The organism is Dactylosporangium sp. CA-233914 (genome assembly GCF_050942935.1).
In the GTDB taxonomy this organism is placed as follows: domain Bacteria; phylum Actinomycetota; class Actinomycetes; order Mycobacteriales; family Micromonosporaceae; genus Dactylosporangium.
The window spans coordinates 8716005-8741772 of sequence record NZ_CP192030.1; the positions used below are offsets into that span (position 1 = coordinate 8716005).

Consider the following 25768-nt stretch of genomic DNA (forward strand, 5'->3'; position numbering starts at 1 on the left):
TACCTGAATTTTCTGTCGTACCCCGTCGCTACGCTGACGCCGACCCCCTCAAGACGAGAAAGGTTCGCGCGATGTCGCAGACGACGTATCTGGAGCTGTCCGAGGACACCGGGAGCGCGCACAAGTTCTACGAGGTCACCGTCGACGGCAACCAGATGTCGGTCCGATACGGACGCATCGGCGACGCCGGGCAGACCCAGACGAAGACCTACGCCGACGAGGCGAAGGCCCAGGCCGACGCCGCGAAGAAGATCGGCGAGAAGGTCCGTAAGGGCTACGCCCCGGCGGTCGCCGGCCAGCGGGCGGCGCGCTCGGTGACCCGCCGCCAGATGGTGAGCCAGCGCTCGACCGCGAAGACCGCGCCGGTGCTGTGGAAATACCGCTCGGGCGCGCCCGCCTACGGCATCTTCGTCGACAACGACGTGTGCATGGTCGGCAACGAGAGCGGCGCGATCACCGTCCTGCGCCACGACGCCACGGTCGAGCGGCAGTTCCAGCTCCCCGACGGCGTGAAGTGCATCGTCGCCGACGACGCCTGGATCTACGCCGGCTGCGACGACGGCAACGTCTACGACCTGTCCGGCAAGGTTCCGCGCCTGGCCTACGCGATCGCGCCCGACATCGACATCTACTGGCTGGACATCCACGACGGCATCCTCGGCGTCTCCGACGCCCAGGGCGGCGTGTGCAGCATCGACCACGAGGACGAGTTCCTCTGGCGCAAGCAGGGCCGCGGCGCCGCCGGCTGGATGGTCCGCTGCGACGCCACCGCCGTCTACCAGGGCCACTACCGGGGCGTGACCAGCTACGACTGGCGCACCGGCGCCGAGCTGTGGCACCAGCCGACCACTGGTGCGGTCCTCTTCGGCTGGCAGGAGTCCGACTCCGTCTACGCGGGCCTGTCCTCCAACGCGGTCCAGCAGTTCACGAAGTCCGGCGCCAAGGGCATCACCTACCGCTGCGACGACACCATCTTCTCCAACGCCACCTCTTCCGACGGCCGCTACGTCTTCGCCGGCGACCACCGCTCGTCGGTCTACTGCTTCGCCGCCGACGGCACCCGCCTGTGGAAGCTCGGCACCGGCTGCGGCAGCGCCTACTCGATGCAGTATCACGACGAGAAGCTCTACATCGTCACCACCGACGGCTCCCTGGCGTGCATCGACGCGAGCGAGGAGGCGGTCCGCGCCGCCGAGCAGGGCGTCGTGCCCGACTTCGTCGACGTGAAGGCCCCCGCCCAGATGAGCCGCGTGGCCCCGTCGACGACGGTCGAGGTCGCCCACGACGCGACCGACGGCATCGTGGTCGAGTGCGTGCAGGAAGGCTCCCGGCTGCGCATCCGCGTGGTGAGCGAGGGCTACCACCAGGACTGGCAGGTCCAGTTCCCGAAGGGCATCCGCGAGCCCAACGCCCGCTACCTGGTCTCGGAGATCCGCGAGGCCTCCCGCGGCGGCTTCTACCGCGCGCTGGGCGACATCCGCCGCCTGGCCTGAGCTCCGCTCCCTTCCGGGGCCGGGGCATCTCCTTCCCCGGCCCCGCAAGCCCCGCACGGTCCCGGCATGCTGACGCGCGGCCGCGGCCAGCGGCTCGTGATGCCGCTGCAGGTTTCGACAGCGCGACCGCGTCCGACGGGATCGTCGAGGCCTTCGCGAGCGGCGAAGGGGGCGGCCCGCCGGGCCGGGTGAAGGACCCAGGTGGCGGGCCTGGCCGTCCGCCGGGTGGCACGCGCGGCGCCCGGCACCGCATCGACCGGCGCGCACGCCGAATAATCCGGGCGTGCGCCTGCTGATCGCCGTGATGGCCTGCCTGCTGCTGGCCGCGTGTGGTGGCCCGGCTCGGTCCGCGCCACCGCCGTCCGCCTCCGCCACGGCCCCCGCCGCCGCGGGATCGTCGTCGCCGGTGCCGGCACCGAGCCCGTCCGCGTCGCTCGCGCCGCTTCCGGCCGGCTTCGTGACACTGTCCGATGTGGACAGTAGCATCCTGTCCGACATCCGGTACGCCACCCCGCACAACTTCGTCGGCCGGCCGGTCACCGGATACCTGCGGCCGCGCTGCCTGCTCACCCGCCAGGCGGCCGAGGCGCTGCACCGCGTGCAGCAGAGCGCCCTGGCGCGCGGGTACAGCCTCAAGGTGTACGACTGCTACCGTCCCCAGCAGGCGGTCGACGACTTCATCCGCTGGTCCGGCGACGCCGATCAGCGCATGAAGGACGAGTTCTACCCGCAGGTCGACAAGTCCGCGCTCTTCGACGACGGCTACATCGGCGGGCCCACCGCGCACAGCCGGGGCAGCACGCTCGACCTGACGCTGGTGGCGATGCCGGCACGCACGCAGCCGGCGTATCGCGCGGACGACCCGCTGGTGTCGTGCACCGCCCCGGCGGGCCGGCGGTTCCCGGACAACACCATCGATATGGGTACCGGCTTCGACTGCTTCGACCCGCTGGCGCACACGGCGGCGACGGGCGTGAGCGCGGCACAGCGCGACAACCGGGCGCTACTTACCGGCCTCATGTCCGCCGGCGGCTTCACGAACTACCCGAAGGAGTGGTGGCACTACACCCTCGACCACGAGCCGTTCCCGGACACGTACTACAACTTCCCGGTCGCCTGACGTACGGCGGCCGCCGCACCTCGGGCCGATGCGCCGCACCGTCCCCGTCGTGTGACCGGGCCCAGGACGCTCCGACGCCCCAGCCTCGTGCCGCTGTCCTCAGCTTGGCACGGCACGGCTGCTGACCCAGGCCGCGACGCGGGCGGCCGACTCGGCCGGGTCGGCGTCGTCGGTGCGCACCACCGGGTCGATGGTGGCGCGCAGGTGGGCGGCGAAGGCCAGGTGGCGCTCGATCGCCCGCTCGCGCCACCGGGAGCGGGCCTCGAGCCGGGCGGTGCGCACGTCGTCGGCGCAGTCGAGCACGGCGAAGTGCGCGCCGTCGATCCAGCGCCGGCCGGCGAGCTCGTCGAGCTGGTCCGGGGTGAAGGGTGCCAGCAGTACCGTGTGCCGGCCGCTCTGGGCCGCGCCGTGCGCGACGCTCAGCCAGGCGTCGCGCAGGGCGGGCCAGTCGACCTCGCCGAACTCGCAGGCGCGCTCGAACGGGCCGATCAGCCAGTCGGCGTCGAAGACGAGGCAGTCCGGCAGCGCCGCGACCAGGTACGGGAAGATCGTGGTCTTGCCGGAGCCGGCCGCGCCGGTGACGACGAACAGCGGCAGGCGGCGGGCCGGCTCGGCGTGACCGCAGTCCGGGCACACGGCCTCGTCGCCGCGCGGTGCCATGACGATCGGGTCGTCGCAGCGCTGGCAGAAGTGCACTCCCCGACCCTACCGCCGGGTCAGCTGATCACCTTGGTGAAGAAGTCGCCGAAACCGACGCCGAGCTGAGCGATGAAGGTGACGATCTCGCGGGCGACCCGCGCCGCGGCGTCCGGGCGGAACGCGACGAACCAGATGAGGAAGGCGATGATGCCGTACTGCAGAGTCTTTTTCAGCGTCATTGATGTAGTTGACCTTGCCCCCGCGTGTTGCATTGGTGTACTCCAACACCAAAGTAGCCCCACCGGGGCGGCCCAGAGGCCGAAACGGCGAGGACCGCGGGCGGCGCATACTACAAAGCGTGTCCATGCCCGAGGGTGCCCGCCGCCTGCCGTACACGCCTGGCGTGTACCGCTTCCGCGATGCCGAGGGCCGCATCCTCTACATCGGCCGGGCCTCGCAGCTGCGGGCGCGGGTGGCGTCATACTGGTCCGATCTGCGCGACCGGCCGCGGCTGCGCCGGATGATGCCGCTCGTGCACACGGTCGAGGCGGTGGCCTGCGAGTCGGTGCACGAGGCCGCGTGGCTGGAGCGCAACCTGCTCAAGCGGCGCAAACCCCGCTGGAACCGCGCCCGCGACGGCCAGGAGTCGGTCGTCCACATCGGACTCGACCCGGGGCCGGACACGCCGGGGCTGCGGTTGTCGTACTCCCCGATGCCCGGCTGCTTCGGCCCGTACCTCGGCGGCACCCGCGGCCGCGCCGCCCTCTCCGGCCTGCACCGCATCCGCCCCCTGGCCTACACCGCGGCCCGGCTGACCGGCGCGGAGCGCGAGATGGCGGCCAAGCGTGGCATCACGCCGGACGACCGCGAGGCGCTGTCCGCGTCCGTGGCGGCGATCCTGGGCCGCGACCCCGACGCCCTCGCCGCGGCCCGGGCCGATCTCGTCGCGCTGCGGGACCGGGCGTCGGAGAACCTCTCGTTCGAGCTGGCCGCCCAGATCCAGGAGGAGCTCGAGGCGCTGGACTGGATCGCGAGCCCGCAGCGGGTCGCGGCCCTGGAGCCGGCCGACCTGCGCGCGGCCGGCTGGGCGGACGGGGTACTGGTGCTGTTCCGGGTGCGCGACGGCCACCTCGACGAGTGGACGCAGCGCCCGTGCCCGCCGGAGCGCGCGAAGCGTTACCTGGCCGCGACCCCGGCCGATTGGCGCGAGTTCGCCGAACGCAACGCGCGGCTGGCCGCCGGCCTACTGTAGGCGGCGGTCCCAGGCGTTCGTCAGCGCCAGCAGCTGCGGGAGATCGTCGATCAGGTCCGCGGGGACGTACGGGTCCGGGTCGTCGCGGTGCCGGCCCGCGCCCGGATACCCGGCGTTGGTGACCAGCACGGGCCGCATGCCGGCGGCGAGCGCGCCCTGGTGCTCGCGGCTGCCGCCGTCCCCGACGTACCAGCACTCGTCCGCAGCGGTCCGCAGCCGTTCGGCGGCCGCCGCGTACAGCCGCGGGTCGGGCTTGCGGGTTCCCTCCTGCCACGAGAAGACGGTCGCATCGACGAGCGGGGCGTACGGCGTGCCGGCCCAGCCCTGGCACAGCTCGGCGCCGCAGTCGCTGAGCACCGCGAGGCGCAGCCCGCGCCCGCGCAGCGCCGCGAGCAGCTCGAGCGCGCCGGGGCGGGGCTTCCACAGCGGCACCGAACCGTGGTGGTGCGCCTCGACGGCGGCGTCGAGGCGCACTTCGCCCGGCTCGACGCCGCAGCGGCGGGCCATCTCGCGCAGCACGTCGCGGGTGCCGCCGTGTACGCCGGTGATGCGCTCGGTGAACGAGGCGACCATCGCCGCCCAGAACGCCGCGGCGGGCACCCCGAGCGCGGCGGCGGTGACGGCGGCCGCGTCGCGCCGACCGCCCTCGATGCCGGGATCGGTGAGCGTGCCGAAGAAGTCGAAGACGACCGCGCGCATCAGCCGGCCACCGGCTCCGGCCGCGTCACGCGACCAGCCGCGCACGCAGGGCGTCGAGCTGCGCCTCCGTGACGCCGTGCGCGCGCAGGTACGCCTCGACGCCGCCGAACCGCTCGTCGAGGAGCTCCAGCGCGGCGAGAATCGAGGCCGGCTCGCACTCCCCCGGCCGCTGCCAGCACACGGCCGAGTACGCGTAGTCCTCGGCGATCAGCTCGTCGGGCACGCCCGCGACCCGCAGTAGCAGCGCGACGAGCATCCCGGTCCGGTCCTGCCCGGCGGCGCAGTGTACGAGCACCGCCCCGTCCGGCGCATCGGCGACGGCGGCGATCGCGGCGGCGACGTGCGGAGCGTTGCCGATGATGCTGAGCCCGTACATCTCGGCCATCGGCGCCAGGTCCGGCAGGTCCTTGGCGGGGTCATCGACGGGATCGACGAAGGGCAGCAGCCGATAGGCCTCGTCGTCGGCCAGCACGCTGGGCCAGAACGCGACCTCGTCCGCGCCGCGCAGGTCGATGACGCGGCGCACGCCGTGCTCGCGCAGCGCGGCGAGCCCTTCGGCGGCGAGCCGGTGCGTCGAGTCGGACCGCACGAGCGCCCGCGCCCGGATCGTGCCGCCGCCGGTCGTGGGCAGGCCGCCCGCGTCGCGTGCGTTGCGCAGGTCGGGCCAGTCCAGCCGGCGGCGCTCGGGAGAACCCATGGCCGCCAGCCTATCGACCGCGGCCACCACGCCAACGAACGCGGGGCCAGAGCGGCACGGGTGTCCGTGGGCCGTGCCGTTCTAGACTCACTACCTTACCCGACGCGTCCAAATCTCAGCGCGCCAGCTCACTACGAGTAAGAAACCGTGACGGACTGTAGAACGATCTCCGTCTTCGGGGGGCCGCCGCCGGCGCCGTTCGGGTCGTCGGCCGTGATGCCGCCCGCGGCCACCTTGTCGACGACGTCCATGCCCGTCGTCACCGTGCCGAGCATCGTGTAGTCCGGCGAGATCTGCGGGTTGTCCTTGTAGTTGAAGAAGAACTGGCTGCCGCTCGTGCTCGGCGTGCCCGCGTTGGCGACGGCGACCGTGCCGCGGCTGTACGGCGCGCCCGTGTTCTCGGTGTCGTAACGGTACGACGGGCCGCCGTACCCGGTGCCGGACGGGTCGCCGCACTGCAGGACCCAGATTCCGGACGTGGTGAGCCGGTGGCACTTGCTGTTGTCGAAGAAGTGCTTTCCGGCGAGGAACGCGAAGCTTCCCGTCGCGCAGGGCGCCTTGACCCCGTCCAGGGCGATCTCGATCGGGCCGAGGTTGGTGGTGATCCGCATCGTCGCCTTGGCCGCGCGCGCCGCCGCCGGCGGGGTTCCGACGTCCTTCGTGGCCGCGCCGGCGTTCGCGTCGGCTGCGGGCGGGGTGTACGCGCAGCGGCCGGACGAGGACGACGAGGACGAGGACGAGGCGGACGAGGCGCCAAGGGCCCGGCCATGCAGGGGTGTGGTGGTGACGCTCTTGCTGGCGGAGCAGCCGGCAAGGAGCAGGACGAGGGCCGAGAGAGTAACGGTGGCGCGGCGGAAAGTCACGACCACACCCTACGGCAGAGTGAAACGCCGGCCCCTGCGGTTGGCGTCGCAGGGGCCGGCGTTTCGGAGAATCAGCTTACCGAGCAGGTGGTCGTGTTGAGTGTGAACGCGGTCGGCTTCGCGTTCGTCGAGTTGTTCCAGCTGCCGAGGAAGCCGAAGTCCACCGATCCGCCGTTCGCGGCGATGGTCTTGGTGTAGTCGGCGTTGGTGACGGTCACGTTCGCCCCGGACTGGGAGTTCACGCCGCCCCAGATCTGGGTGATCGTCTGGCCGTTGGCGAAGGTCCACTTCAGCGTCCAGCCGTTGACGGCGGTGGACGAGTTGTTGGTGATCTTCACCGCGGCCTGGAAGCCGCCGCCCCATGAACCCGTCACGCTGTACGCCACGTTGCATGCCCCGGCCGGAGCCGACGGCGACGCGGAGGCCGACGCCGACCGCGAGGGCGAGGCGGAGGCAGAGGCAGAAGCGGAGGCGGACGGCGAACGGGAGCCGGACGCCGACGGCGACACCGAGTACGAGGGCTGCGGGCCGGTCCGGTCGCCGTAGATGATGCCGCGGCCGTTGGTGCCCAGGTAGACGCGGCCGAAGATCCTCGGGTCACCGGTGATGGTCTCGCCGATGTTGCCGTACTGGTGCGCGTCGTCGTTCACCCGCAGCCAGCTGGCGCCGGCGTCGTCGGAGCGGAAGACGCCGTTCTTGCCGTCGACCTGCCCGACGATGAACACCGCCGGGTTGGTACGGCCCGGGGCCGCCTTGCCGAAGCCGACCGCCTTGGCCGCCGTCGCCGTGGTGAGCTTGGTGAACGACGTGCCGCCGTTGGTCGAGCGGAAGAGGCCGCCGGTGTCGCCGGCCAGCCAGATCTCGCCGGTCGCGCCGGCCACGGCCTTGAACTTCGCGGTGCTCGGCAGGCCGGTCGCGGCGGTGGTGAAGCTGGCGCCGCCGTTGTGGCTGACGTAGAACGAGCCGCCGGAGTACCCGTAGAACGTGTTCGGGTCGACCCGGTCGGACTCGACGATCGCGTTCTGCGGGATGCCGCTGGACTGCGTCCAGCTGTTGCCGTAGCCGACGGAGTACACCACGGCGCTGTTCTTCGGCGCCCACAGGAACCGGGAGCCGTCGGCGTTCGCCGCGATGGTGCCGCCCTCGTTGATGCCGCCCGGCTCGTTGCCCTGGAACCAGTTCGCGCCGCCGTCGGTGGAGAACGCCGCGTGGCTGTCGCTGGGGCGGTCCGAGTCGGTGAAGTTGCCCGCGCGGACGATGACGCTCGGGTTGAGCTCGGCGTAGTCCAGGCTCGTCGTGGACGTGAACGTCGGGGACTTGAACATCGCCGGCGGTACGGCATCGAGGTTGGTGTGGCGGAATCCGCCGATGTCGCCGAGCGCCGAGATCAGCGGGGCGCCCGTCGGCGGGCTGATCAGGTCGAGGACGGCGGTCTCCTCCAGGCCCGGGGCCATCGGCTTGATGGTGATCTGGCCGCCGGTGTCCCAGGTGGTCAGGTCCGTGCTGCCGTAGATCGTGGCGCCGGTGCCGTACATGAAACGGTTCGAGTTGAACGGGTCGATCTCGATCGACTCGTTCATCCAGCCGAGTTTCGGGGTGACCTCCGGCGGCTGGGGGTTGGTGCCGAAGTCGAGCCACGGCGAGCGGGTGATGTCCATCTTGTACCGGAAGCTGCGGCTCGGGTAGCTCGTCCAGTCCCAGATCCGGGTCCAGGTCGCGCCGCCGTCGGTGCTGCGGAAGAAGATGGCGTCCGGCCACCACGACACCTGCGTGCCGACCATGATGGTGTTCGGGTGCTGGCGGTCGATGGTCAGGCCGCTGTAGCCGAAGTAGTCGTCGGTGCTGCTGGACAGGATCGGGCTGATCTGCGTCCAGGCGCCGGTGGCGGTGTTGTACTTCCACACGTCGCCCTTGCCGCCGTCGTACGGGCCGCCGGTGTCGCTCGTGGCGAGGTACAGGTAACCGCCGGAGGTGTCGAGCACGCCCTTGTGGGCGATGTACCCGGTCGGCTGCCCGGCCAGCCGCGACCACGTGGTGCCGCCGTCGGTGCTGCGGTACACCGTGTTCTGCTTGTCGGCCACGCCGACGTAGATGGTCTGCGTGGTGTTGCCGGCCGTGCCCGTGCGCTTGTCGAACGTCACCCAGATGACGCCCTGGTTGTCGGTCAGGTACCCGTTGGGGTCGCTCGGGTCCTGCGCGTAGTTGCCCGGGTTCGGGAAGGCGGTGACCTTGGACCAGGTGACGCCGGAGTCGGTGCTGCGCCACAGCCCGTTGCCGCTGGGCGCGCCGAGGTACAGGATCGAGTTCTTGTTCGGGTCGATGGCCAGGCGCTCACCCATGCCCCGGCCGGGCATGTTACCGCCGATCTTGAACGGCAGCGGGCTGGTCTGCCAGGTGGCGCCCTTGTCCGACGAGCGCAGGATCGCGCCGTTGTTCGGGTCCCAGCTGTTGGTGTACATGCCGGCGGCCACGTACACCTTGTTGGGGTCGACGGAGTCGGTGGCGAGGCTGGCGACGCCGTTGTAGCCCCAGTTGTCCTGCCCGACCCAGTCGAGCAGCGGGACCCAGCGGTTGGTGGAGGTGTCGAGGCGGTAGGCCCCGCCGATGTCGGTCCGGGCGTACACCAGCCCGGACTGCGACTGGTTGAAGATGATGCCCGGCACGAAGCCGCCACCCTCGATCTGCACGTTCTTGAACGCGTACGGGTCGGCGGCAGCGGCCTCCGCGGGCCGCACGGCGGTCTGGACGGCGACGCCGATGGCCGCGACCGCCACGGCCGCCACGGCACAGGCGCTGAGCCTCTTCGATCTGTTTCGCATGCGCGGATGGTGTGATCGGTCACTGTCCGGGGTCAACGCCACCCCAGGTCGGCGGCAGGTCAAGCGCTTCGACAGTGTGAAACTCTCACGGCGCTGCGTTTTGAAAATCGTATTCAACACCCGTTACGGTGCGGCGGTGAAGAACGTGCGCCCGCTCATCGCCCTCGGGGTTGCCCTGACCGCCGGCGGCGTCCTGCTGGCGACCGTCCACCGCGCCCCGGCTCCCCCGCCGTCCTCCGCGCCGGCGCCGGCCGCCGCCCCGTCGCTCGCCGCGGCGGCGTCGGTGAGCGCCAAGCTGGCCGACGGGTCCGACTACACCCCGTTGTTCTTCGCCGATGCTTCCCTCTCCATCGGTACCGCGCCGACGCCGGACGACTCCGCGGACCGCCTGCTGTTGCGCTCCCCGTCCGGCGACCGCGAGCTGAGCCGGCTGCCGAAGTCCAGCTACGCGCAGTTCCTGGGCTTCACCGCGGCCGGCGGCTTCGCCTACTGGGCCGAGTCCGCGGCGTTACCGGACGGCGCCTACGAGACCCGGCTGTGGCGCACCCCGCTGGACGGCAGCGCCCCGCCCGCCTCGCTCACCGCCGACACCGGCGCCGCCGTGTTCTTCGACTCGGAGTACGACCTCGTGGTCGCCGACGGCCGCGTCCACTGGATCGCCGCCACCCCCGACGACGCCCCGCGCACCGAGCTGCGCAGCGTCGCCGTCACCGGCGGCCCGGTCACCACGGTCCCGTTCGAGGGCCGCTTCCGCCACACGACGTGGCCGTGGCTGCTCAGCGTCGACGACGCCGCGCCGCTGGTCCTGGCCAACCCGCAGACCGGCGAGCGTCGCACGGTCACGAAGGCCGCCGCCGAGTCGGTGGTCTGCACGCCGGCCTGGTGCCGCTCGATGGTGACCGCCGGCGAGAAGTTCCTCTTCGACGCCCGCCACCCCGACGGCACGGCCCGCCGCCGCATCCCGGGCGACCTGGTCGCGGTGACCGTCGACAACGCCGTGGCCGGCCGCTACGAGCTCTTCACCGCATACCGCGACGACAAGACGGCCCTCATCGCGTACGACCTGCAGACCTCCACCGACCAGACCCTGACCCCCAACGCCGGCGTCTGCGCCGTCAAGGCCGGGGTGGTCTGGTGGGCCGAGAACGGCACATGGCGCTCAGTCGACCTTCGATAGATAGTCCTCGGTGACCGCCCGGCAGGCCCGCCCTCGGCGAACGGGAACGTGGCCCCGCCGACGTGCCCAGCCCAGACGTGCGCCACAACGTCCACCATGGGATCGACATGCGCGGACTTCACGTCGGGAACGCCCGGCTCGAACACATCCACCGAACAGGCCCCCGCCACGAGAAGCCGCACGCGCGTCAATATAGGCCCGCCCCGGCGGCCCCTCTTCACCACACCATCACAAGCCGCCCGCCGCGGCTCAACTCATGCTTCGACGGCAATTGCCGCGACGGCGGCGTACGGCCGGTGCGTGCCCTCGCTGGGCCGCCGCAGACGCTCGACCTCCGCGAATCCGGCGAGCGCCAGCCGCTCGACGAGCTCGTCCACGGGCCAGCGATAGGCGGTCACGACCTTGTGGTCGAAGGCAGCCACCTCGTCACCGTCGAAGACACCGAGCACCAGCATTCCGGCCGGGGCCATTGCCCGCCGAAACTTGGCGAGCACGCCGTCGATCCTTTGCGGCGGTAGATGGATCAACGAGAACCAGGCCAGAATGCCGGCGATCGAGTGGTCGGCAACATCGAGGTCTTCCATCGACCCGAGTTGGTACCTACCGTCCGGATGGGCCGCCCGCGCATGCGCGATGAACTCGGGGACCATGTCGATTCCCGTCGCATCGACGCCTAGCGAGCGAAGGTGCCCGGTGATATGGCCGGGCCCACAGCCCAAATCGAGCACCGGGCCAGGCCGGCCCGCCAGATGCCGTCCAATGAAGCCCAGATCGCCGGCGTGGACCTTCTGGCTCGAACCGAACAACTCGATGTAGAGCTCCGAGACGGACGCATACGCCTGCCGAACCTGCTCGATCTGCATCGCAGGATGATATGACCGATCGGATTGGGCAAGAGCAGGCCCGAAGACCAACACGGGAAGCGCGTCGGCTGGCGTCGCGGCCAACACCTCGACCACGCCGACCAGCACGCCGCCGGGGCCGCGGCGCACGCAACCGCGGGCCGCGGCACATCCGCGAACCCGTGTCGCTTCCGGACCGGGCCTCGCGTTCCACGGCGAGCGCGCCACCGCCCGCGGCTGGTCTAAACCTGGGCGGTCAGGCGGGCCGAGCCTGCCGGCAGGGGCCGGTCGGGCTCAGCAGGCCAGGCAGACCGCCTTACTCAGCGGGCCAGAAGAACCGCGGCCAGGGCCAGGGCGCCGGGGAGTGCCTGCACCAGCAGGATCCGGCGGCTGGCGGTCGCGGCGCCGTACAGGCCGGCGACGATGACGCAGATCAGGAAGAACACCTTGAAGGCGAGGCTGTCGGCGATCAGGCCGTAGACGAGGCCGGCGACCAGGAAGCCGTTGTACAGGCCCTGGTTCGCGGCCAGTGCCTTGCTGGCCTTGGCGAACTCCTCCGTCGTGCCGAACGCCGCCCGGGTGCGCGGGGCCGTCCAGAGGAACATCTCCAGCACCAGGAAGTAGAGGTGCAGGGCGGCCACGACTCCGATCAGGACTTCAGCGGCGATCTTCACGTGCGAGAGCGTACTCGCACCACCAGCTTCCCGTTCTTGTGCCTTCTCGCGAAATGCGTGAGGGCGCGGACGGCGTCGGGGAACTCGTATTCCGCGGCGATCCGGGCCCGCAACAGCCCCGCCTCGGCGTCCGCCGCGACCTCGGCCATCCCGCCGAACCGGGCCTCCATGTCGAGCACCAGACGGACGTCGACCTTGTCATGCGGGGGCGGCGGCGGAAAGGTGATGGTGAGCAGGCGTCCACCGGGGCGCACGGCCGCGATCAGCGGATCCAGACGGTCGCCGGGCAGGACCAGGTTGACGGCGAGGTCGACATCGCTCGGGTAGCTGTCATAGCCGACCACCTCGGACGCGCCGAGCTCGCGCACGAGGTCGGCGTCGCCGTCGCGGGCGGTCGCCACGACGTGAGCGCCGGTGCGCGCCAGGAGCGGCAGCAGCGTGGTGCCGACGCCGCCGGTGGCGCCGGCGACCAGGACACGGGTGCCCGGCCCGAGATAGGTGGATGGCGTGAGATGGGTGGAGGGTCCGAGAGCAGTGGAGGGTCCGAGAGCAGTGGAGGGGCCGAGATCAGTGGCCGGACCAGAATCGATGGAGCGTCCGCTATCAGTGCTCGGTCCGGGATTGGTGGAGGACCCGGGATCGACGGCCGATCGGGCATCGGTAGAGGGTCCGCGGCCAGTGCCTGGCTTGCGATCGCCCGGTTTGGGATCGGTGTGGTCGCCGGGGGCGGTGGACGCGGTGGCCATCAGAGCGCGGGCCGCCAGGCCGACCGTTGGCAGGGCGGCCGCCTGAGACGGGTCGATGACTGCGGGGCGCCGGGCGAGGAACGGGGTGTCGGCCTCGAAGACCGCGTATTCGGCGAGCGTGCCAGTGCTCAGCGACGAGCTGCCCATGTGGCGCAGCGCGCGGGGAGTGGCGAAACCGAAGATCTCGTCGCCCTCCGTGAAGGCGGTCACGCCTTCACCCACGGCGGTCACGGTGCCGGCGAAGTCGTTGCCCGGGACGTGCGGGAACGGCAGGTGCACCGTCGCCCGGAAGTCGCCGGCGGCCAGGCGCACGTCGGCCGGGTTCAGCGACACGGCGTCTATGCGGACCTGGATCTGGCCCGGGCCGGGCTGCGGGATCGGGATCTCGGCGAGTTCGTAGTCCTCGGGTGGGCCGTACCGGCGAGCAACGACAGCTTGCATGTTCAAACGGACCATGCGGTCACGTTATCCCATCCGGACCGCCCGGTCAACATTAACCGGACCGAGCGGTCGCGTTGTGCTAGGGTGGGGTCATGAGCCGACCGCTGCGAGCCGACGCCGCTCGGAACCGACGACTGCTGCTCGCGGCCGCCGCCGACGAGTTCGCCGAGCGCGGCCTGGAGGCGTCGATCGCGGACATCGCGCGGCGGGCGGGGATCGGCAAGGGGACGGTGTTCCGGCACTTCGCAACGAAGGAGGACCTGATCGCGGCGATCGTGCTCGACCGGGTCGAGGTGCTTGTCGAGGCGGGCGACCACCTGCGCGAGGCCGAGGATCCGGGCGCGGCGCTCCTGGAGTTCATGACGGTGGCGGCCGAGCAGCGGCAGCAGCGCGACCTGTCGTTCCTGCACCGGGCGAACGAGGGCAACGCGGAGGTGTCACGGGTCCAGGAGCGGCTGCGGCAGACCATCGACGCGCTCGCCGACCGGGCTCGCGAGGAAGGGGCGCTGCGCGACGACGTGACGGGCACGGACCTGTTCCTGCTGATGTGCGCGCCGAACCACGTCGCCGGTCACCATCCCGGCGCACCGCCGGACCTGTGGCGCCGCTACCTGGCGATCATCTTCGACGGGCTCCGGCCGCAGGGCGCCCACCCGCTCCCCCACCCGGCGCCGGACGCGCGAGCAGCCCAGGGACCGGACGCGCGAACCACCGAGGGGCCGGGTGCGCAAACAACCGAACGGCCCGACGCGCGAGCAGCCCAGGGACCGGACGCGCGAACCACCGAGGGGCCGGGTGCGCAAACAACCGAACGGCCCGACGCGCGAACCGCTCAGGGAGCCGGCGCGGGGCCGGCTCAGAAACCGGGCACGCGAGCCGGCGCGGTGCACGCTGCGGCTGATGAGGGCGCGCGATGAGCGAGACCGACGACGAGATCGTCGCGTGGATCGACGAACGGCTGGGCGACGCCGGGAGGGGGGTCACGGTGCTCAGGAGAGGGCCGTAGAGCACGGGTTCGCTCGCAGGACCACGGCAGCGTGGGGCTCAAGCTGCTGGCACCGCGTTCAAGAGCGCGATTTACCGCTGCCGCACCGCCTGGGTCCACGGCGTCGGCCGCCCTTTCGCCCGATGCTCGTTGCGCCGGACGGACCGCGACGCCTACCTCGAGGCGTTCGTCGGGCTGGCGCCGCGTGGCGAGCTGCGCCCCATGACGGGGCGCTACTCCTCCGGGACCTGGGTATTCTCGGAGTCCCTGTCCTCCTCGTGCGCGTGGCCGAGGACGCCGTCGACGACCGCGTCGATCGGCTGCGCGATGTAGTCGAACGCCGGCACGGCGATCTGCTCGGCCTCGTCCCGGATGGTGTCGAGGTCGATGGCCTCGTCGACCCGTGGAACACCGGTGTGATCAGTCTTGGCGTGATCAATCCTAGCCATAAGGTTCGGATATCCCGGGACGGTTCCGGTCAAACCTTGGCGACGCCCAGTGCGGTGACGTCCCAGGTGCCGTAGTACTGGTTCACGAACACGTTCGTCAGGCGCGGGTTGCGGTAGTTGAGCACCTGGTCGTAGGTGAGCGGCAGCATCGAGGCGTTGTCCATGACCGCGGCGTTGATCTGCTGCCAGACGCCGGCCGCGCGCACCTGGTCGGTGATGGTGCGCACGTCGTCGAGCTGGTTGTTGATGAGCGGGTCGTCGAGCTCGGCGTAGTTGTTGTTGCCGCTGGGCAGGATCTCCCGGCCGCCGATGAGGGTGGGGTAGAAGCCGGAGCCGGTCGGGAAGTCGGCGCTCCAGGCCGACAGGATGATGCCGTACCCCTTCTTGTGCACGTTCTCCGGGCTGCCGACGACGGAACGGGCGTAGAGCGACGGGTCGGACGGGTCGATGCGCGCCTGGATGCCGACCTGCGCGAGCGCGGACTGCACGGCCTCGGCGGTCTTCATCGAGCGCGGGCTGCTGGTGGTGGCGATGACGGTCGAGAAGCCGTCGGGCTTTCCGCACCGGGTCAGCTCGGTGCGGGCCTTGTCCGGCTGGGGCTTGCCGCCGAGGGTCTGGTACGGGTCGAGGCTCTCGTCGTAGCCGGGAATGCCGGGCGGGAGCATGCCCCCGGCGATCTGGCCGCCGCCGCGCGCGGTCTGCACGGCGCTCTTGTCGACCGCGTACTGCACCGCGCGCCGGCAGTGCACGTTGTCGAACGGCGCCACCCGGGTGCTCATCGCCGCGTACTGCACGAAGCCGTTCGTCGGCCGGTCGGTGCGGGCCTTGAGGGCCGGGTCGAGCAGGATCTTCGCCTGCGTCGGGGGCTGCACGCCGCCCTGGCCGGCGTCGGCGTCGAGGGTGCCGTCGAGCAGCTGCTGGTCGATCTCGGTCGGCTCGGTGCCGATGGTGAGCTCGATGCGCTCCGGCAGGGCCTTGCGGACCGGGTCCGTCGCCGGGTCCCACGCCGCGTTGCGCACCCAGACGACCTTGCGGCCCGCGTCGATGCTCTCGAAGCGGTACGGCCCCGAGCTCACGGGCTTGTCGCCGTAGCGCTCGCCGGTGTCGGCCGCCTGCGGCACGGGCGCGGCGACGCCCATGGCCAGCAGGTAGGGGAAGTCGGCGAACGGCTCCGCGAGGTGGAAGACGATCGTGCGGTCGTCGGGCGTGGTGACGGACTTGAGGTCCCCGGTCGCCGAGTACGGCCCGGGGTAGTGCTGGCCCTGGTCGAGCTGGTCGATGAGGTAGGTCGGGCCGCCGGACAGCGTGTCCTGGTCGAAGAGGCGCTCGATGCCGTACTTCACGTCCTGCGCCCGGATCGGGCTGCCGTCCTCGAAGCGCACGCCGTCGCGGAGCCGGAAGGTGTACGTCAGGCCGTCGGCCGACACCTCCGGCTGGCCCTTCGCCAGGTCCGGCACCAGGGCGACGGTCCCCGGCTCGGCCGCCGGGGTCAGCAGCGTGCGCACGTAGAGCCGCTGCAGGTTGTAGACGGCGTTGATGTACGACCGCGCCGGGTCCCACGAGTCGACGTCGTTGGCGCTGGCCAGCCGCAGCGTGCCGCCGGGGGTGTCCGACGGGTTGACGATCCCGGTGATCCCGGCGTCGAACCCGGCCACGGCGGAGCCCTCCTCGCCGGAGTCGTGCTGGCCGCCGCACCCGCCGAGCACCAGGACGATCGCGAGCAAGCCGACACGCCAAGTAGCCATCATGCAACTGAGAGTAACCCAATCGTCGCACGGTCGGCCCACGCGTCGGGGTCGGCCTCCTCCCGCATCAGGACGATCCGGAAGTACAGCGGGGCCGTCGCCGCGACCAGTAACTCCCGCGCGACGATCCCGGCACAGCGCGTGAAGCGGTCCCGCCAGAACTCGCGCAGCGCGTCGGCGGCCCGGGGCGAGCGGAACGACGCGGCGATGAGCGCCGTGGTGATCGGGGAGGCACCGGTCAGCGCCGAACCTCGCGGTTGAGGGCGACGGCGGAGAATACGTGTTGGAGGTGGGTTTTCGCGATGCCGCGGTAGCGGGCGTGGCGGATGCCGGTGATCGGCCCGGACGCCGGGCGGGCCGTCGCTCTGGAGGCGACGACCCGCCCGGCGGTGGTCGGTCAGGTCAGGACAGGACGCGGAGCTGGACCGTCGTGGCCATGCCGGCCAGCTGGGTCAGGATCTCCTGCGGGTAGTTGACCGCGATGTCCGAGAGCAGATAGCCGTATTCCCCGCGGGTCGCCAGGATCTGGCCCTCCACGTTGACCTTGTGGCCGGCGAAGATGCTGTTCACGTCGGCCAGCACGCCCGGCACGTTGTGGTGCAGCAGGGCGATGCGGTGCGTGTCCGGCAGCTGCTGCAGGTTCAGCGACGGCAGGTTCACGCTCAGGGTGGTGGAGCCCTCGGCGATGTACTTGTGCAGCTTCTCGGCCACGAACGAGCCGATGTCCGACTGCGCCTCCTCGGTCGAGCCGCCGATGTGCGGGGTCAGGATCACGTTGGGCAGGCCGCGCAGGGCCGAGACGAACTCGTCGCCCTTGGCCTTGGGCTCCTTCGGGAACACGTCGACCGCGGCGCCGGCGAGGTGGCCGTTGTCGAGGTGGCGGCGCAGGGCGTCGTGGTCGATGACGAAGCCGCGGCTGAGGTTCAGGAAGATGCTGTGGGGGCGCATCCTGGCGAACTGCTCCTCGCCGAAGAAGCCGCTGTTGCCGGGGCGGCCGTCGACGTGGAGGGTGACGATGTCGGCGACCTCGAGCAGCTCGTCGAGGGAGTTGCAGCGCACGGCGTTGCCCAGCGCCAGCTTCTCGGAGGTGTCGTAGAAGTACACGCGCAGGCCGAGGTTCTCGGCGAGCACCGACAGCTGCGTGCCGATGTTGCCGTAGCCGACGATGCCGATGGCGCGGCCGCGGATCTCGTGGGAACCCTCGGCGTCCTTGTTCCACACGCCGTTGTGCATGTCGGCGTTCTTGTCGGTGAGCCGGCGGGTCAGCGCGATGATCTCGGCGATCGCCAGCTCCACCACGCTGCGGGTGTTGGAGAACGGGGCGTTGAAGACCGCGATGCCGGACTCCGCCGCGCCGCGCAGGTCGATCTGGTCGGTTCCGATGCAGAAGGCGCCGATCGCGCGCAGCTGCGGGGCGGAGGCCAGAACGTCGGCGTTGACCTGGGTCTTGGAGCGGATGCCCAGCAGGTGTACCCCGTCGAGCTTCGCGATCAGCTCGTCCTCGTCGAGCGCGCGCCCGACGGTGTCGACCTCGTAGCCCTCGGAGCGCATCCGCTCGACCGCGATCGGGTGGATGTTTTCGAGGAACAGGACCCGCACGGGGTCGGCCTGGGAAGTCAGTGGCTGCACATCACCTACCCTATGTGACCTCAGGAGTCACTACTACGTGAGCCGCGACTCGTCGGGTCCTGTGCGATCGCGTGCCGGGTGCGCAGCTTCTCCCGGATCTCCTCCGGCGTGTACGCGCGGCGCTTGCGCTCGGCCCGCGCCACGATGACCCCCGTCGCCGCCACGCCGACGACACCAGCGAGGCCGACGACCTTCCACCATTTGATCCGCATGAGGCCCTAGGGTAGTACCAGTGATGGTCGATCTCGACGAGGCCGTGCGGATGACGCGCACGGGTGACCTGTGGGTGTTCCGCGGCCGCACGACCGCGGACCGCGCCATCCAGACCCTGACCAACAGCCCGGTCAACCACGTGGGCATGGCGGTCGTCCTCGACGACATGCCGCCGCTGATGTGGCACGCGGAGATGGGCCGGTCGCTGCCCGACATGTGGACCGGTCACCGCCAGCGCGGGGTGCAGCTGCACGACCTGCGCGACGCGGTCCTCGTCTGGGGCCGCCGCTACGGCCAGCGGGCCTGGCTGCGCCAGCTGTTCCCGGAGGTCGGCCCGGCGATGGAGGAGGCGGTGCTGCGGACCGTCGCCCGCCTCGACGGCACCCCGTTCCCGTCCACCGCGCGCCTGGCCGGGCGCTGGCTCAAGGGCCGCCTGCCCCACCTGCGCGAGGCCACCAGCGGAGCGGTATCTCTGGCCGGCCCCTACCAAGCTGAATCCCTCGAAACCGCGTACTGCGCCGAGGTCGTCGCCGTGACGTACGAGGAGATGGGGCTGCTGGCGAAGAAGAAGCGCGCGAACTGGTACGACCCGGGCAAATTCTGGAGCGGTGACGACCTGGAGCTGACCGGCGGCGCCCGGCTCGGCGAGGAGATCGCCGTGTCGCTGCCGGCCGCCTGACCCGGGCCGAGGTGGCGGTGTGCGGATGCCCATAAGTCCCTGAGCAGATCTGTACGTTCGGACATGCTCAGTCTGGCAACGGGCCAGGGTAGCTTTCTCGCGTGACCGAGCAGCCCCTCCAGCCCCTCGACCACCTGGATCCGCCCTCGTCGAGCCCCGACCCGGACACCGCGGCCACCCAGCCGTTGCCGTCGCCGATGCCGGTCCCGCCGGACCCGGACGACGCCACCCAGCCGCTGCCGCCGCCACCCCCGCGCCAGCACCCGATCCACCGGCCGCCCGCCGGGCTGATCGCCGCGCTCGCCGTCGGTGTCGTGATCGCCGGGGCGGTGCTGGTCATGCTCATCGGGCGCATCGACCGCAAGCCCGCCGAGGCCGCCGAGACGGCGCCGCAGCGGTTCGCCTCGCCGCAGGCGCTGGTGGAGTACCTCGACCGCCGCGGCCTGCCGTGCACCGGCTACGAGCCGGTGGACGCCTCGGCGGCGCTGGGGCGCGGGCGCTGCGAGGCCGCCGGGCAGGAGGTCGGCGTCGGGGTGTACGCGATCCACAGCGACGTCGAGGCCCAGTGGTCGAGCCTGGCCGACGGCGGCCGGCCGCTGTTCATGGCGCTGGGGGAGAACTGGACCGTCGAGGGGCCCGCGGACTGGACGCGGCGCGTGGCCGAGGTGATGAACGCGCAGTACCGTCAGCAACCCTAAGATGCTTGGGTGCTTGATCGGTTCCTGCGCGCGTGGCTCGGAAGCTGGCCGTCCACCGGAGGGCTGGTCGTGGTCGGCAGCCCGCTGCGGGAGCAGCCGCGCTGGGACGGCGGCGAGCAGCGCGCGCTCGGCGTGACCGACGCGGACGGCCGCGGCGTGCTCTGCGTGCCGCCCGCCAGCCGCGACGCGGTCGCCGAACTGGTCGCCGCGACCACGCCGGGCGAGCTCGAGGCGGTCCTCGCCGAGCGGCTGCCGGCCCTCGTCGACCGGCCCGGGCAGCACTTCTTCACCGGGGTGTTCCGCTGGAGCGAGGCGCCGGCGGCGCTGCCGGACGCGGGGAAGTGGGAGCCCTCGGACTCCCCCGGCCTGCCCGACTGGCTGCGGCCGTTCCCGGGCGAGGTGCTGGTGGCGCGGGAGCCGGGCTCAGGGGACTATCTCGCCGGCGTCGGGCTCAAGCCGCACGACGCCACCGGGATCGAGATCTCCGTCGGCACCGAGGAGCGGGCCCGCGGGCAGGGCCTGGCCAGACGGCTCGTGGCCCGGGCGGCGCGGCGGATCGTGGCGGATCGTGCCGTACCGATATATCTGCACGATCCCGCGAACACCGCGAGCGCGCACGTGGCGGTGGCCTCGGGCTTTGCCGACCTGGGCTGGAAGGTCCACGCCCTGGCCGGCGCGGCCGCATAACGGAACCGCCGGAAATCCGCAGATCCCCGCCGGCCGGGACGATGAGTGCGGTATGTTCCCCGCTTCCGGTGCCGTGCACGTCGGCCGCCAGCCGATCTTCGACCGGGACGGCGACGTCCACGGCTATGAGCTGCTGTTCCGCGGCGACGCCGGGGCCGTCGGTGCCGACGAGCGCGGCGCCTACGCCACCAGCCGGGTGCTGATCACCGCGTTCACCGAGATCGGCATCGAGCCGCTGTGCGGGCGCGGGCTGTGCTTCGTGAACCTGACCCGGGAGTTTCTCGTCGGGGAACTGCCGCTGCCCTTCGACGCCGAGCAGGTCGTGCTCGAGATCCTCGAGACCGTCGAGATCGACGACGCCGTCGTGGCCGCGGTCGCGGGGCTGGTCCGGCAGGGGTTCCGCATCGCGCTCGACGACTACGTCTTCGGCCTGGGGCACGAGCCGCTGCTGGAGCTGGCCGCGTACGTGAAGATCGACGTGCTCGAGACGCCGCCGGAGAAGCTGGACGCGACGGTGGAGCGCTGCCGCAAGTACGCCGGCGTGAAGCTGGTCGCGGAGCGGCTGGAGACACCGGAGCAGCTCGATCTCGCGCGGGCGCTCGGGTTTGACTATTTCCAGGGGTACGTCCTGGGCCGCCCCCAGGTCGTCAGCGCCGCGGCCCTCTCGCCGTCGCGACTGGCCCGGGTCGAGCTGCTGAGCCTCCTCGTCGGCCCCGGCATCCCCCTGGCCCGCGTCGTCGGCCTCGTCACCAGCGACCCGGCCCTGAGCCTGCGCCTGACGGCCGCCGCCAACGCCGACTCGCTGGGCCTGCCGGTCAAGGTCTCCTCCGTCCACGAGGCGGTGCTGCTGCTCGGCGTGGACCGGCTGCGCGACTGGGCCACGCTCATGCTGGTCAGCGACCTCGACGACCCCGGCACGCACCAGCTGTCGGCGGCGATCACCCGGGCCCGGATGTGCCAGAACATCGCCGGGCGCATGGACCTGCCGCCCGAGGCCGCGTTCACCGTCGGGCTGGTCTCCGCGGTCGCCGAGCTGCTGGGCCAGCCCGCGGCCGAGCTGGCGGTGCGGTTGTCGCTGAGCCAGGAGGTGACCGAGGCGCTGGTGGCCGGCGCCGGCCCGCTCGGCGAGCTGCTGTCGCTGGTCGCCGCGTACGAGGCCTCCGACCTGCCGATGTTGCTGGCGGCGCCGCTGCCGGTGGAGGATACGGCCCGCGCGTACCTCGACGCGGTCGCCTACACCGGCCAGATCATCGCCCCGAGATCCCGCCCCGCCTCGTGATCCGCGGTCCCGGCCGGTCCTGATTCGCCGCATGATCTACATTTCGCCCGCTTCCGGCCGATGTATCGGCGTGGAGCGTACCCGCCCCGTGCACATCGGTCGCCAGGCCCTCTACGACGCGAGCGGTCAGGTCGCGGCGTACGAGCTGCTGTTTCGCGACGGCCCGCACGTGCACCACGCGACCGTGCGCGACAGTGCCGCCACGAGCCGGGTCATCGTCGAGGCGTTCACCGCGTTCGGCATCGAGGAGCTGGTCGGCGACAAGACGTGCTTCGTCAACCTGACCCGCGAGTTCCTGGTCGGCGAGCTGCCCCTGCCGTTCCCGCCGGGCCGCGTGGGCCTGGAGCTGACGGCCGGCATCGAGGTCGACGACGAGGTCGTGGCGGCGGCGGCCGCGCTGACCGGGCAGGGCCACCGCCTGGCGATCGACGGCTTCGACGGCGACCCGGCCACGGCCCGCCTGCTGCCGCACGTGCACTACGTCAAGATCGACATGCTGGCCGGCGACCGGCACCGGATCGCCCGGCTCGTCAAGCAGTGCCGGCGCGCCCCGCGCATCCGCCTGATCGCCCAGCGCATCGAAACCCCCGAACTGCTGGAGCTGGCGATCCGGCACCGCTTCGAACTCTTCCAGGGCCACGCGCTGAGCCGCCCGCACCTGGTCACCACCCACGCCCTGAACCCCACCCGGGTGGCCCGCGTCCGCCTGCTGGCCGAGCTCGCGGCCGAGGACGTCGACCTGGACCGCGCGGTGGCGACGATCGAGCGTGACCCGGCGCTGGCCGTGCGCATCCTGCGCGGCGTGAACGCGGCCGCGAACGGCCTCAAGCAGCCGGTCTCGTCGATCTTCCAGGCCGTCGTCCTGGTGGGCATCCCCCAGGTCCGCCAGTGGGCGACGCTGATGGTGGTCGCCGACCTGGCCGACGGCGACGAATCCGTCCTCACCGGCGCGGTGGTCCGCGCCCGTATGTGCCAGACGGTGGCGCAGCGCCGCGGCGCCGGCGCGGGCCCGGCCGCGTTCACCGTCGGCCTGCTCTCCGCGATCGCGGACCTGCTGGGCGCCACGGCCGGCGGCCTGACCGACCAGCTCCCGCTGACCGCCGAGGTCGTGGACGCGGTCCACGGCCGCGGCGAACTGGGCGAGGTTCTCCGCGACGTGCGGCAGTACCAGGGCACGACCACCGACGTCGCCGATCCGGTTTCAGACCTGTCCGGGGACCTGCTCGCGGCGCTGCGCTGGACCAACGCCTCGCTGGGCGAGCCCGAGCCCGCCAACCGCTGAACGGCCGGGTCAGCGGGGCGTGAGCTCGCGGCGGCTCACGCCGAGGTAGACCTTGTGGTCGCGGTGATCGATCCGCTCGACCGTGTTCACGTCCACCTTCAGCAGGGCCCCGTCGGCGCGGGTGACCAGCACCTGCCGTCCCTCGTACGTCCTGCGGTCGATCGCGCCGACCTCGCCGTCGGTCGCCTCGACCGTGTAGCCCACGAGCACCATGTCCGTAACGGCCTCCTCGCCCCGGTCAACGTTCCGTATACCCACCGGGGTGCGTTTTCTCGCGCAAATGACCTGACTTCTCCCGCAATGACCCGACGATCATGACAGCTGCCGCCGCGACGCCGAGCAGCATCGTGGCGATCGCGCTCGCCAGCAGCGTGTGCTCGGCGCCGAGGGCGGTCACCAGCGGGCCGCCGGCCGCCGTGCCGAGCGGGATCGCGATCGCGGCGACCGACCCGAACGCGGCGAGCACCTGCGGCAGGTGCGCCGGCGCGGTGGTGCGCTGGAAGAGGGCCAGCACGGTCGGCAGGTACGGTGCCCAGCACAGCCCGCCCAGCGCGAACGCCGGCAGGCTCACCGCCGCGGGCGCGCCGAGGCCCAGCGGCAGCAAGGCCGCGCCGAACGCGAGCACGATGCCGATCGTCGCCGGCCACAGCGACAGCCGGCGCAGGTACGCGGTGGCCAGCCCGCCGGCGACGGCGCCGATGCCGAACGCGGTGTAGTAGGCCCCGAGCAGGGTCGCCGACGCGTGCAGGTCGTCGGCGACGTGCAGCGGCAGCGCGACGTAGAACGGGCCGAAGAACAGGAAGAACAGCAGTGACAGGGCGATCAGGCCGCGCTGGGTGCGCCCGCCGAGGCCGGGCGCGGGGCCGGTCGCGTCGGGTTTGCGTGGTACGACCGCCGCCCTGAAGGTCAGCGCCAGCACCGCGAAGCTCGCGGCGTCCAGCGCCAGCACCGCGGCCGCGCCCGTCCAGCCGATGAGCAGGCCGGCCAGGGGCGGGCCGACAATCGTGGCGCATTCGCCGATCGCGCCGAGGACCCCGTTCGCGGCGAGGTGATGCTCGGGCGGGAGCGTCTCGGCGATCAGGGTGTACCGCCCCGCCGAGCCCCACGCCGCGAGCAGCGACGAGGCCGCGAGCAGCGCGACGTACAGCCACGGCCGCAGGGCCCCGGCCGCGTGCACGAGCACGATCGCGGCGAGGGCGCTCGCGCGCAGGATCGCGTTCCAGCCGGCGAGCTGGGCGCCGGGGCGATGGCGCAGGTACCGCCCGAGCAGCGCGCCGCCGAGGGCACTGGGCAGCGAGTAGGCCGCGACCGCCGCCGCCACCCAGGCGCCCCGCGCGCCGGAGGGGGCCAGTTGCAGGGCGAGCCAGCTGATCGCGACCAGCGACATGCCGTCACCGAGCGCGGACACACCGATGCCGGGCAGCACGCGCCGCAGGACGGGGTGGGTGAGGACCGGCCAGTAGGGCGTCGAGCGCATGGGTGACAGCCGATCCCATGGGGTACGCCCGTGGCAAGAAAATCCGCGATGAGCGCAAAGTGGCGTAGTTGGGCTATCTTGCCACCCATGCGTGGGTGGCCTGTCGGGCTCGCGGGGTGGCTGCTGGTGGCGGCGGCCGTCCAGGCGGCCGGTTTCGTCGCGGTCTGGCGGTTCTTCGTGCACAGCGAACACGGCCAGCGCCTGGACTACGTCGCCATCTCCGGCAACAGCATCGGCCGGTCCCACATCACGCTGTTCGTCCACGACACCCTGAGCACGATCTCGGTCGTGTCGCTGGCCGTCGCCACGATCGCCATCGGTTTCATCGCCCTGGCCCGCCGCCGCCTCGCCCTGGCCGTCGGCGTGGTGCTGCTCATCGGCGGCGCGAACGCCACCACGCAGGTGTTCAAGGACCTCATCTACCGCCCGCACCTGGGCGTCGACGTGGACCGGGTCGCCGCCGGCAACAGCCTGCCCAGCGGCCACACCACGGTCGCCGCCTCGGTCGTGGTCGCGCTGCTGCTGGTCGTGCCCCCGAAGGCCCGCGGCCCGGTCGCGCTCGTCGGCGCCGCCCTGGCCGCGCTGGTCGGCGTGGCCACGCTCTCGGCGGGCTGGCACCGCCCGAGCGACGCGGTCGCGGCCCTGCTGGTCGTCGGAGCCTGGGCCGCGGTGGCGGCCGTGTTCATCGTCGTCGCCCAGCGCCGCCACGGCGGGGTCACCTACGGCCCGGCGAGCACCTACACGACGACCTTCCTGGCGCTCATCGCCGCCGGCCTGCTGGCGGGGGCCGCCCTCTCCCTGTACCTCACCGACGACGTCATCTCCCAGGCCGTCGACGACCTGAGCCGCCGCCGCCTCTTCGCCGCCTACGCGGGCGGCGCGCTGGGCATCGCCGGCACCGCTGGCCTGGTCATCGCGGGCGTCCTGGCCACGGTCCATCGAGTCGTACCGCAATGGGTCCCGCCCGCCGAGGACGAGTTCGACGACGAGCCCCCGGCCCCGGCCGCGCCCTTCGACCCGGAGCGCACGGTGCGCCTGAGCGAGGAGCCCAAGACCGTCCCGCTCAACCCCTAGTCTGAGCAATAGCTCGCAAGGTAGGTCTGCGCGGGCGGGCGGGCATATGGTCAGACTTACCTTGCGGACTCCGCGGATCATGGTCGTGGGCGGGGCCACGACGGTGGTG

Annotated in this window: 26 protein-coding genes; 11 read left to right on the forward strand and 15 right to left on the reverse strand. The window is 71.9% G+C overall.

Features of this window, described 5'->3' with window-relative positions:
* The first annotated feature begins 71 nt into the window (after positions 1-71).
* Entirely contained in the window at positions 72-1493 is a 1422-nt protein-coding gene (locus ACQPY0_RS38950) for a WGR domain-containing protein (RefSeq protein WP_432972652.1), read from the forward strand.
* A 283-nt stretch (positions 1494-1776) separates the two neighbouring features.
* Positions 1777-2613, forward strand: coding sequence for a M15 family metallopeptidase (locus ACQPY0_RS38955; RefSeq protein ID WP_432972655.1), 837 nt, complete (start codon positions 1777-1779; stop codon positions 2611-2613).
* A gap of 99 nt (positions 2614-2712) precedes the next feature.
* Here ACQPY0_RS38955 and ACQPY0_RS38960 read toward each other — a convergent pair whose 3' ends face one another.
* Both ACQPY0_RS38960 and ACQPY0_RS38965 read right to left on the reverse strand, forming a co-directional pair.
* On the reverse strand, positions 2713-3309 hold the full coding sequence (locus tag ACQPY0_RS38960) for a hypothetical protein (protein ID WP_432972658.1): 597 nt from the start codon (positions 3307-3309) through the stop codon (positions 2713-2715).
* A gap of 20 nt (positions 3310-3329) precedes the next feature.
* Positions 3330-3491: a hypothetical protein gene (locus tag ACQPY0_RS38965; RefSeq protein ID WP_432972661.1), complete on the reverse strand. Its 162-nt coding sequence runs from the start codon at positions 3489-3491 to the stop codon at positions 3330-3332.
* Between the two features lie 125 nt (positions 3492-3616).
* On the opposite strand from ACQPY0_RS38965, the gene ACQPY0_RS38970 reads away from it, so the two are divergent.
* Entirely contained in the window at positions 3617-4504 is an 888-nt protein-coding gene (locus ACQPY0_RS38970) for a GIY-YIG nuclease family protein (RefSeq protein ID WP_432995536.1), read from the forward strand.
* Here ACQPY0_RS38970 and ACQPY0_RS38975 read toward each other — a convergent pair.
* The 4 genes from ACQPY0_RS38975 to ACQPY0_RS38990 form a co-directional block, all read right to left on the reverse strand.
* Entirely contained in the window at positions 4496-5203 is a 708-nt protein-coding gene (locus ACQPY0_RS38975) for an HAD family hydrolase (RefSeq protein WP_432972664.1), read from the reverse strand. The two genes, ACQPY0_RS38970 and ACQPY0_RS38975, sit on opposite strands and share 9 nt — an antisense overlap.
* A 25-nt stretch (positions 5204-5228) precedes the next feature.
* Positions 5229-5900, reverse strand: coding sequence for a tyrosine-protein phosphatase (locus ACQPY0_RS38980; RefSeq protein ID WP_432972667.1), 672 nt, complete (start codon positions 5898-5900; stop codon positions 5229-5231).
* Between the two features lie 131 nt (positions 5901-6031).
* A complete protein-coding gene (locus ACQPY0_RS38985; protein WP_432972670.1) occupies positions 6032-6763 on the reverse strand; it encodes a peptidylprolyl isomerase in 732 nt (243 codons plus the stop codon).
* Between the two features lie 71 nt (positions 6764-6834).
* Positions 6835-9582 carry a cellulose binding domain-containing protein gene (locus ACQPY0_RS38990; protein ID WP_432972673.1) on the reverse strand — a complete coding sequence of 916 codons (2748 nt, stop codon included), beginning with the start codon at positions 9580-9582 and terminating at the stop codon, positions 6835-6837.
* 136 nt (positions 9583-9718) lie between these two features.
* Here ACQPY0_RS38990 and ACQPY0_RS38995 point away from each other — a divergent pair, with 136 nt between their 5' ends.
* Complete coding sequence (locus ACQPY0_RS38995) at positions 9719-10759, forward strand: hypothetical protein (RefSeq protein ID WP_432972676.1); 1041 nt, start codon at positions 9719-9721, stop codon at positions 10757-10759.
* A gap of 254 nt (positions 10760-11013) precedes the next feature.
* Here the strand turns inward: ACQPY0_RS38995 and ACQPY0_RS39000 are convergent, their stop codons facing one another.
* The 3 genes from ACQPY0_RS39000 to ACQPY0_RS39010 all read right to left on the reverse strand — a co-directional run bounded on the left by ACQPY0_RS39000 (position 11014) and on the right by ACQPY0_RS39010 (position 13462).
* Positions 11014-11622 carry a class I SAM-dependent methyltransferase gene (locus ACQPY0_RS39000; protein WP_432972679.1) on the reverse strand — a complete coding sequence of 203 codons (609 nt, stop codon included), beginning with the start codon at positions 11620-11622 and terminating at the stop codon, positions 11014-11016.
* Positions 11623-11921: 299 nt separating this feature from the next.
* Entirely contained in the window at positions 11922-12275 is a 354-nt protein-coding gene (locus ACQPY0_RS39005) for a DUF1304 domain-containing protein (protein WP_432972682.1), read from the reverse strand.
* Positions 12272-13462, reverse strand: coding sequence for an NADP-dependent oxidoreductase (locus ACQPY0_RS39010; RefSeq protein WP_432972685.1), 1191 nt, complete (start codon positions 13460-13462; stop codon positions 12272-12274). Before ACQPY0_RS39010 ends, ACQPY0_RS39005 begins: the two co-directional genes overlap by 4 nt.
* A 92-nt stretch (positions 13463-13554) precedes the next feature.
* On the opposite strand from ACQPY0_RS39010, the gene ACQPY0_RS39015 reads away from it, so the two are divergent.
* Positions 13555-14379: a TetR/AcrR family transcriptional regulator gene (locus tag ACQPY0_RS39015; RefSeq protein WP_432972688.1), complete on the forward strand. Its 825-nt coding sequence runs from the start codon at positions 13555-13557 to the stop codon at positions 14377-14379.
* A gap of 301 nt (positions 14380-14680) precedes the next feature.
* Here the strand turns inward: ACQPY0_RS39015 and ACQPY0_RS39020 are convergent, their stop codons facing one another.
* The 4 genes from ACQPY0_RS39020 to ACQPY0_RS39035 form a co-directional block, all read right to left on the reverse strand.
* Entirely contained in the window at positions 14681-14896 is a 216-nt protein-coding gene (locus ACQPY0_RS39020; protein WP_432972691.1) for a hypothetical protein, read from the reverse strand.
* Positions 14897-14925: 29 nt separating this feature from the next.
* A complete protein-coding gene (locus tag ACQPY0_RS39025; RefSeq protein ID WP_432972694.1) occupies positions 14926-16620 on the reverse strand; it encodes an ABC transporter substrate-binding protein in 1695 nt (564 codons plus the stop codon).
* Positions 16621-17043: 423 nt separating this feature from the next.
* Entirely contained in the window at positions 17044-18270 is a 1227-nt protein-coding gene (gene serA, locus ACQPY0_RS39030; protein WP_432972697.1) for a phosphoglycerate dehydrogenase, read from the reverse strand.
* Positions 18271-18290: 20 nt separating this feature from the next.
* On the reverse strand, positions 18291-18482 hold the full coding sequence (locus ACQPY0_RS39035) for a hypothetical protein (RefSeq protein ID WP_432972699.1): 192 nt from the start codon (positions 18480-18482) through the stop codon (positions 18291-18293).
* A 20-nt stretch (positions 18483-18502) separates the two neighbouring features.
* Here ACQPY0_RS39035 and ACQPY0_RS39040 point away from each other — a divergent pair, with 20 nt between their 5' ends.
* From ACQPY0_RS39040 to ACQPY0_RS39060, 5 genes are all read left to right on the forward strand, one after another.
* A complete protein-coding gene (locus ACQPY0_RS39040) occupies positions 18503-19162 on the forward strand; it encodes a hypothetical protein (RefSeq protein WP_432972702.1) in 660 nt (219 codons plus the stop codon).
* Between the two features lie 101 nt (positions 19163-19263).
* Complete coding sequence (locus ACQPY0_RS39045) at positions 19264-19860, forward strand: hypothetical protein (RefSeq protein WP_432972704.1); 597 nt, start codon at positions 19264-19266, stop codon at positions 19858-19860.
* Between the two features lie 9 nt (positions 19861-19869).
* Positions 19870-20547, forward strand: a complete 678-nt coding sequence (locus ACQPY0_RS39050; RefSeq protein ID WP_432972707.1) for a GNAT family N-acetyltransferase — start codon at positions 19870-19872, stop codon at positions 20545-20547.
* A gap of 52 nt (positions 20548-20599) precedes the next feature.
* Positions 20600-21826, forward strand: a complete 1227-nt coding sequence (locus ACQPY0_RS39055; protein ID WP_432972710.1) for an EAL and HDOD domain-containing protein — start codon at positions 20600-20602, stop codon at positions 21824-21826.
* 31 nt (positions 21827-21857) lie between these two features.
* Positions 21858-23108, forward strand: coding sequence for an EAL and HDOD domain-containing protein (locus ACQPY0_RS39060; RefSeq protein ID WP_432972713.1), 1251 nt, complete (start codon positions 21858-21860; stop codon positions 23106-23108).
* A 9-nt stretch (positions 23109-23117) separates the two neighbouring features.
* On the opposite strand, the gene ACQPY0_RS39065 is transcribed toward ACQPY0_RS39060, so the two are convergent.
* Together ACQPY0_RS39065 and ACQPY0_RS39070 are read right to left on the reverse strand one after the other, a co-directional pair.
* Positions 23118-23321, reverse strand: coding sequence for a hypothetical protein (locus ACQPY0_RS39065; protein ID WP_432972716.1), 204 nt, complete (start codon positions 23319-23321; stop codon positions 23118-23120).
* A 25-nt stretch (positions 23322-23346) separates the two neighbouring features.
* Positions 23347-24585, reverse strand: a complete 1239-nt coding sequence (locus tag ACQPY0_RS39070; RefSeq protein WP_432972719.1) for an MFS transporter — start codon at positions 24583-24585, stop codon at positions 23347-23349.
* A gap of 87 nt (positions 24586-24672) precedes the next feature.
* Here ACQPY0_RS39070 and ACQPY0_RS39075 point away from each other — a divergent pair, with 87 nt between their 5' ends.
* Entirely contained in the window at positions 24673-25659 is a 987-nt protein-coding gene (locus ACQPY0_RS39075; RefSeq protein WP_432972722.1) for a phosphatase PAP2 family protein, read from the forward strand.
* Positions 25660-25768 lie beyond the last annotated feature (109 nt).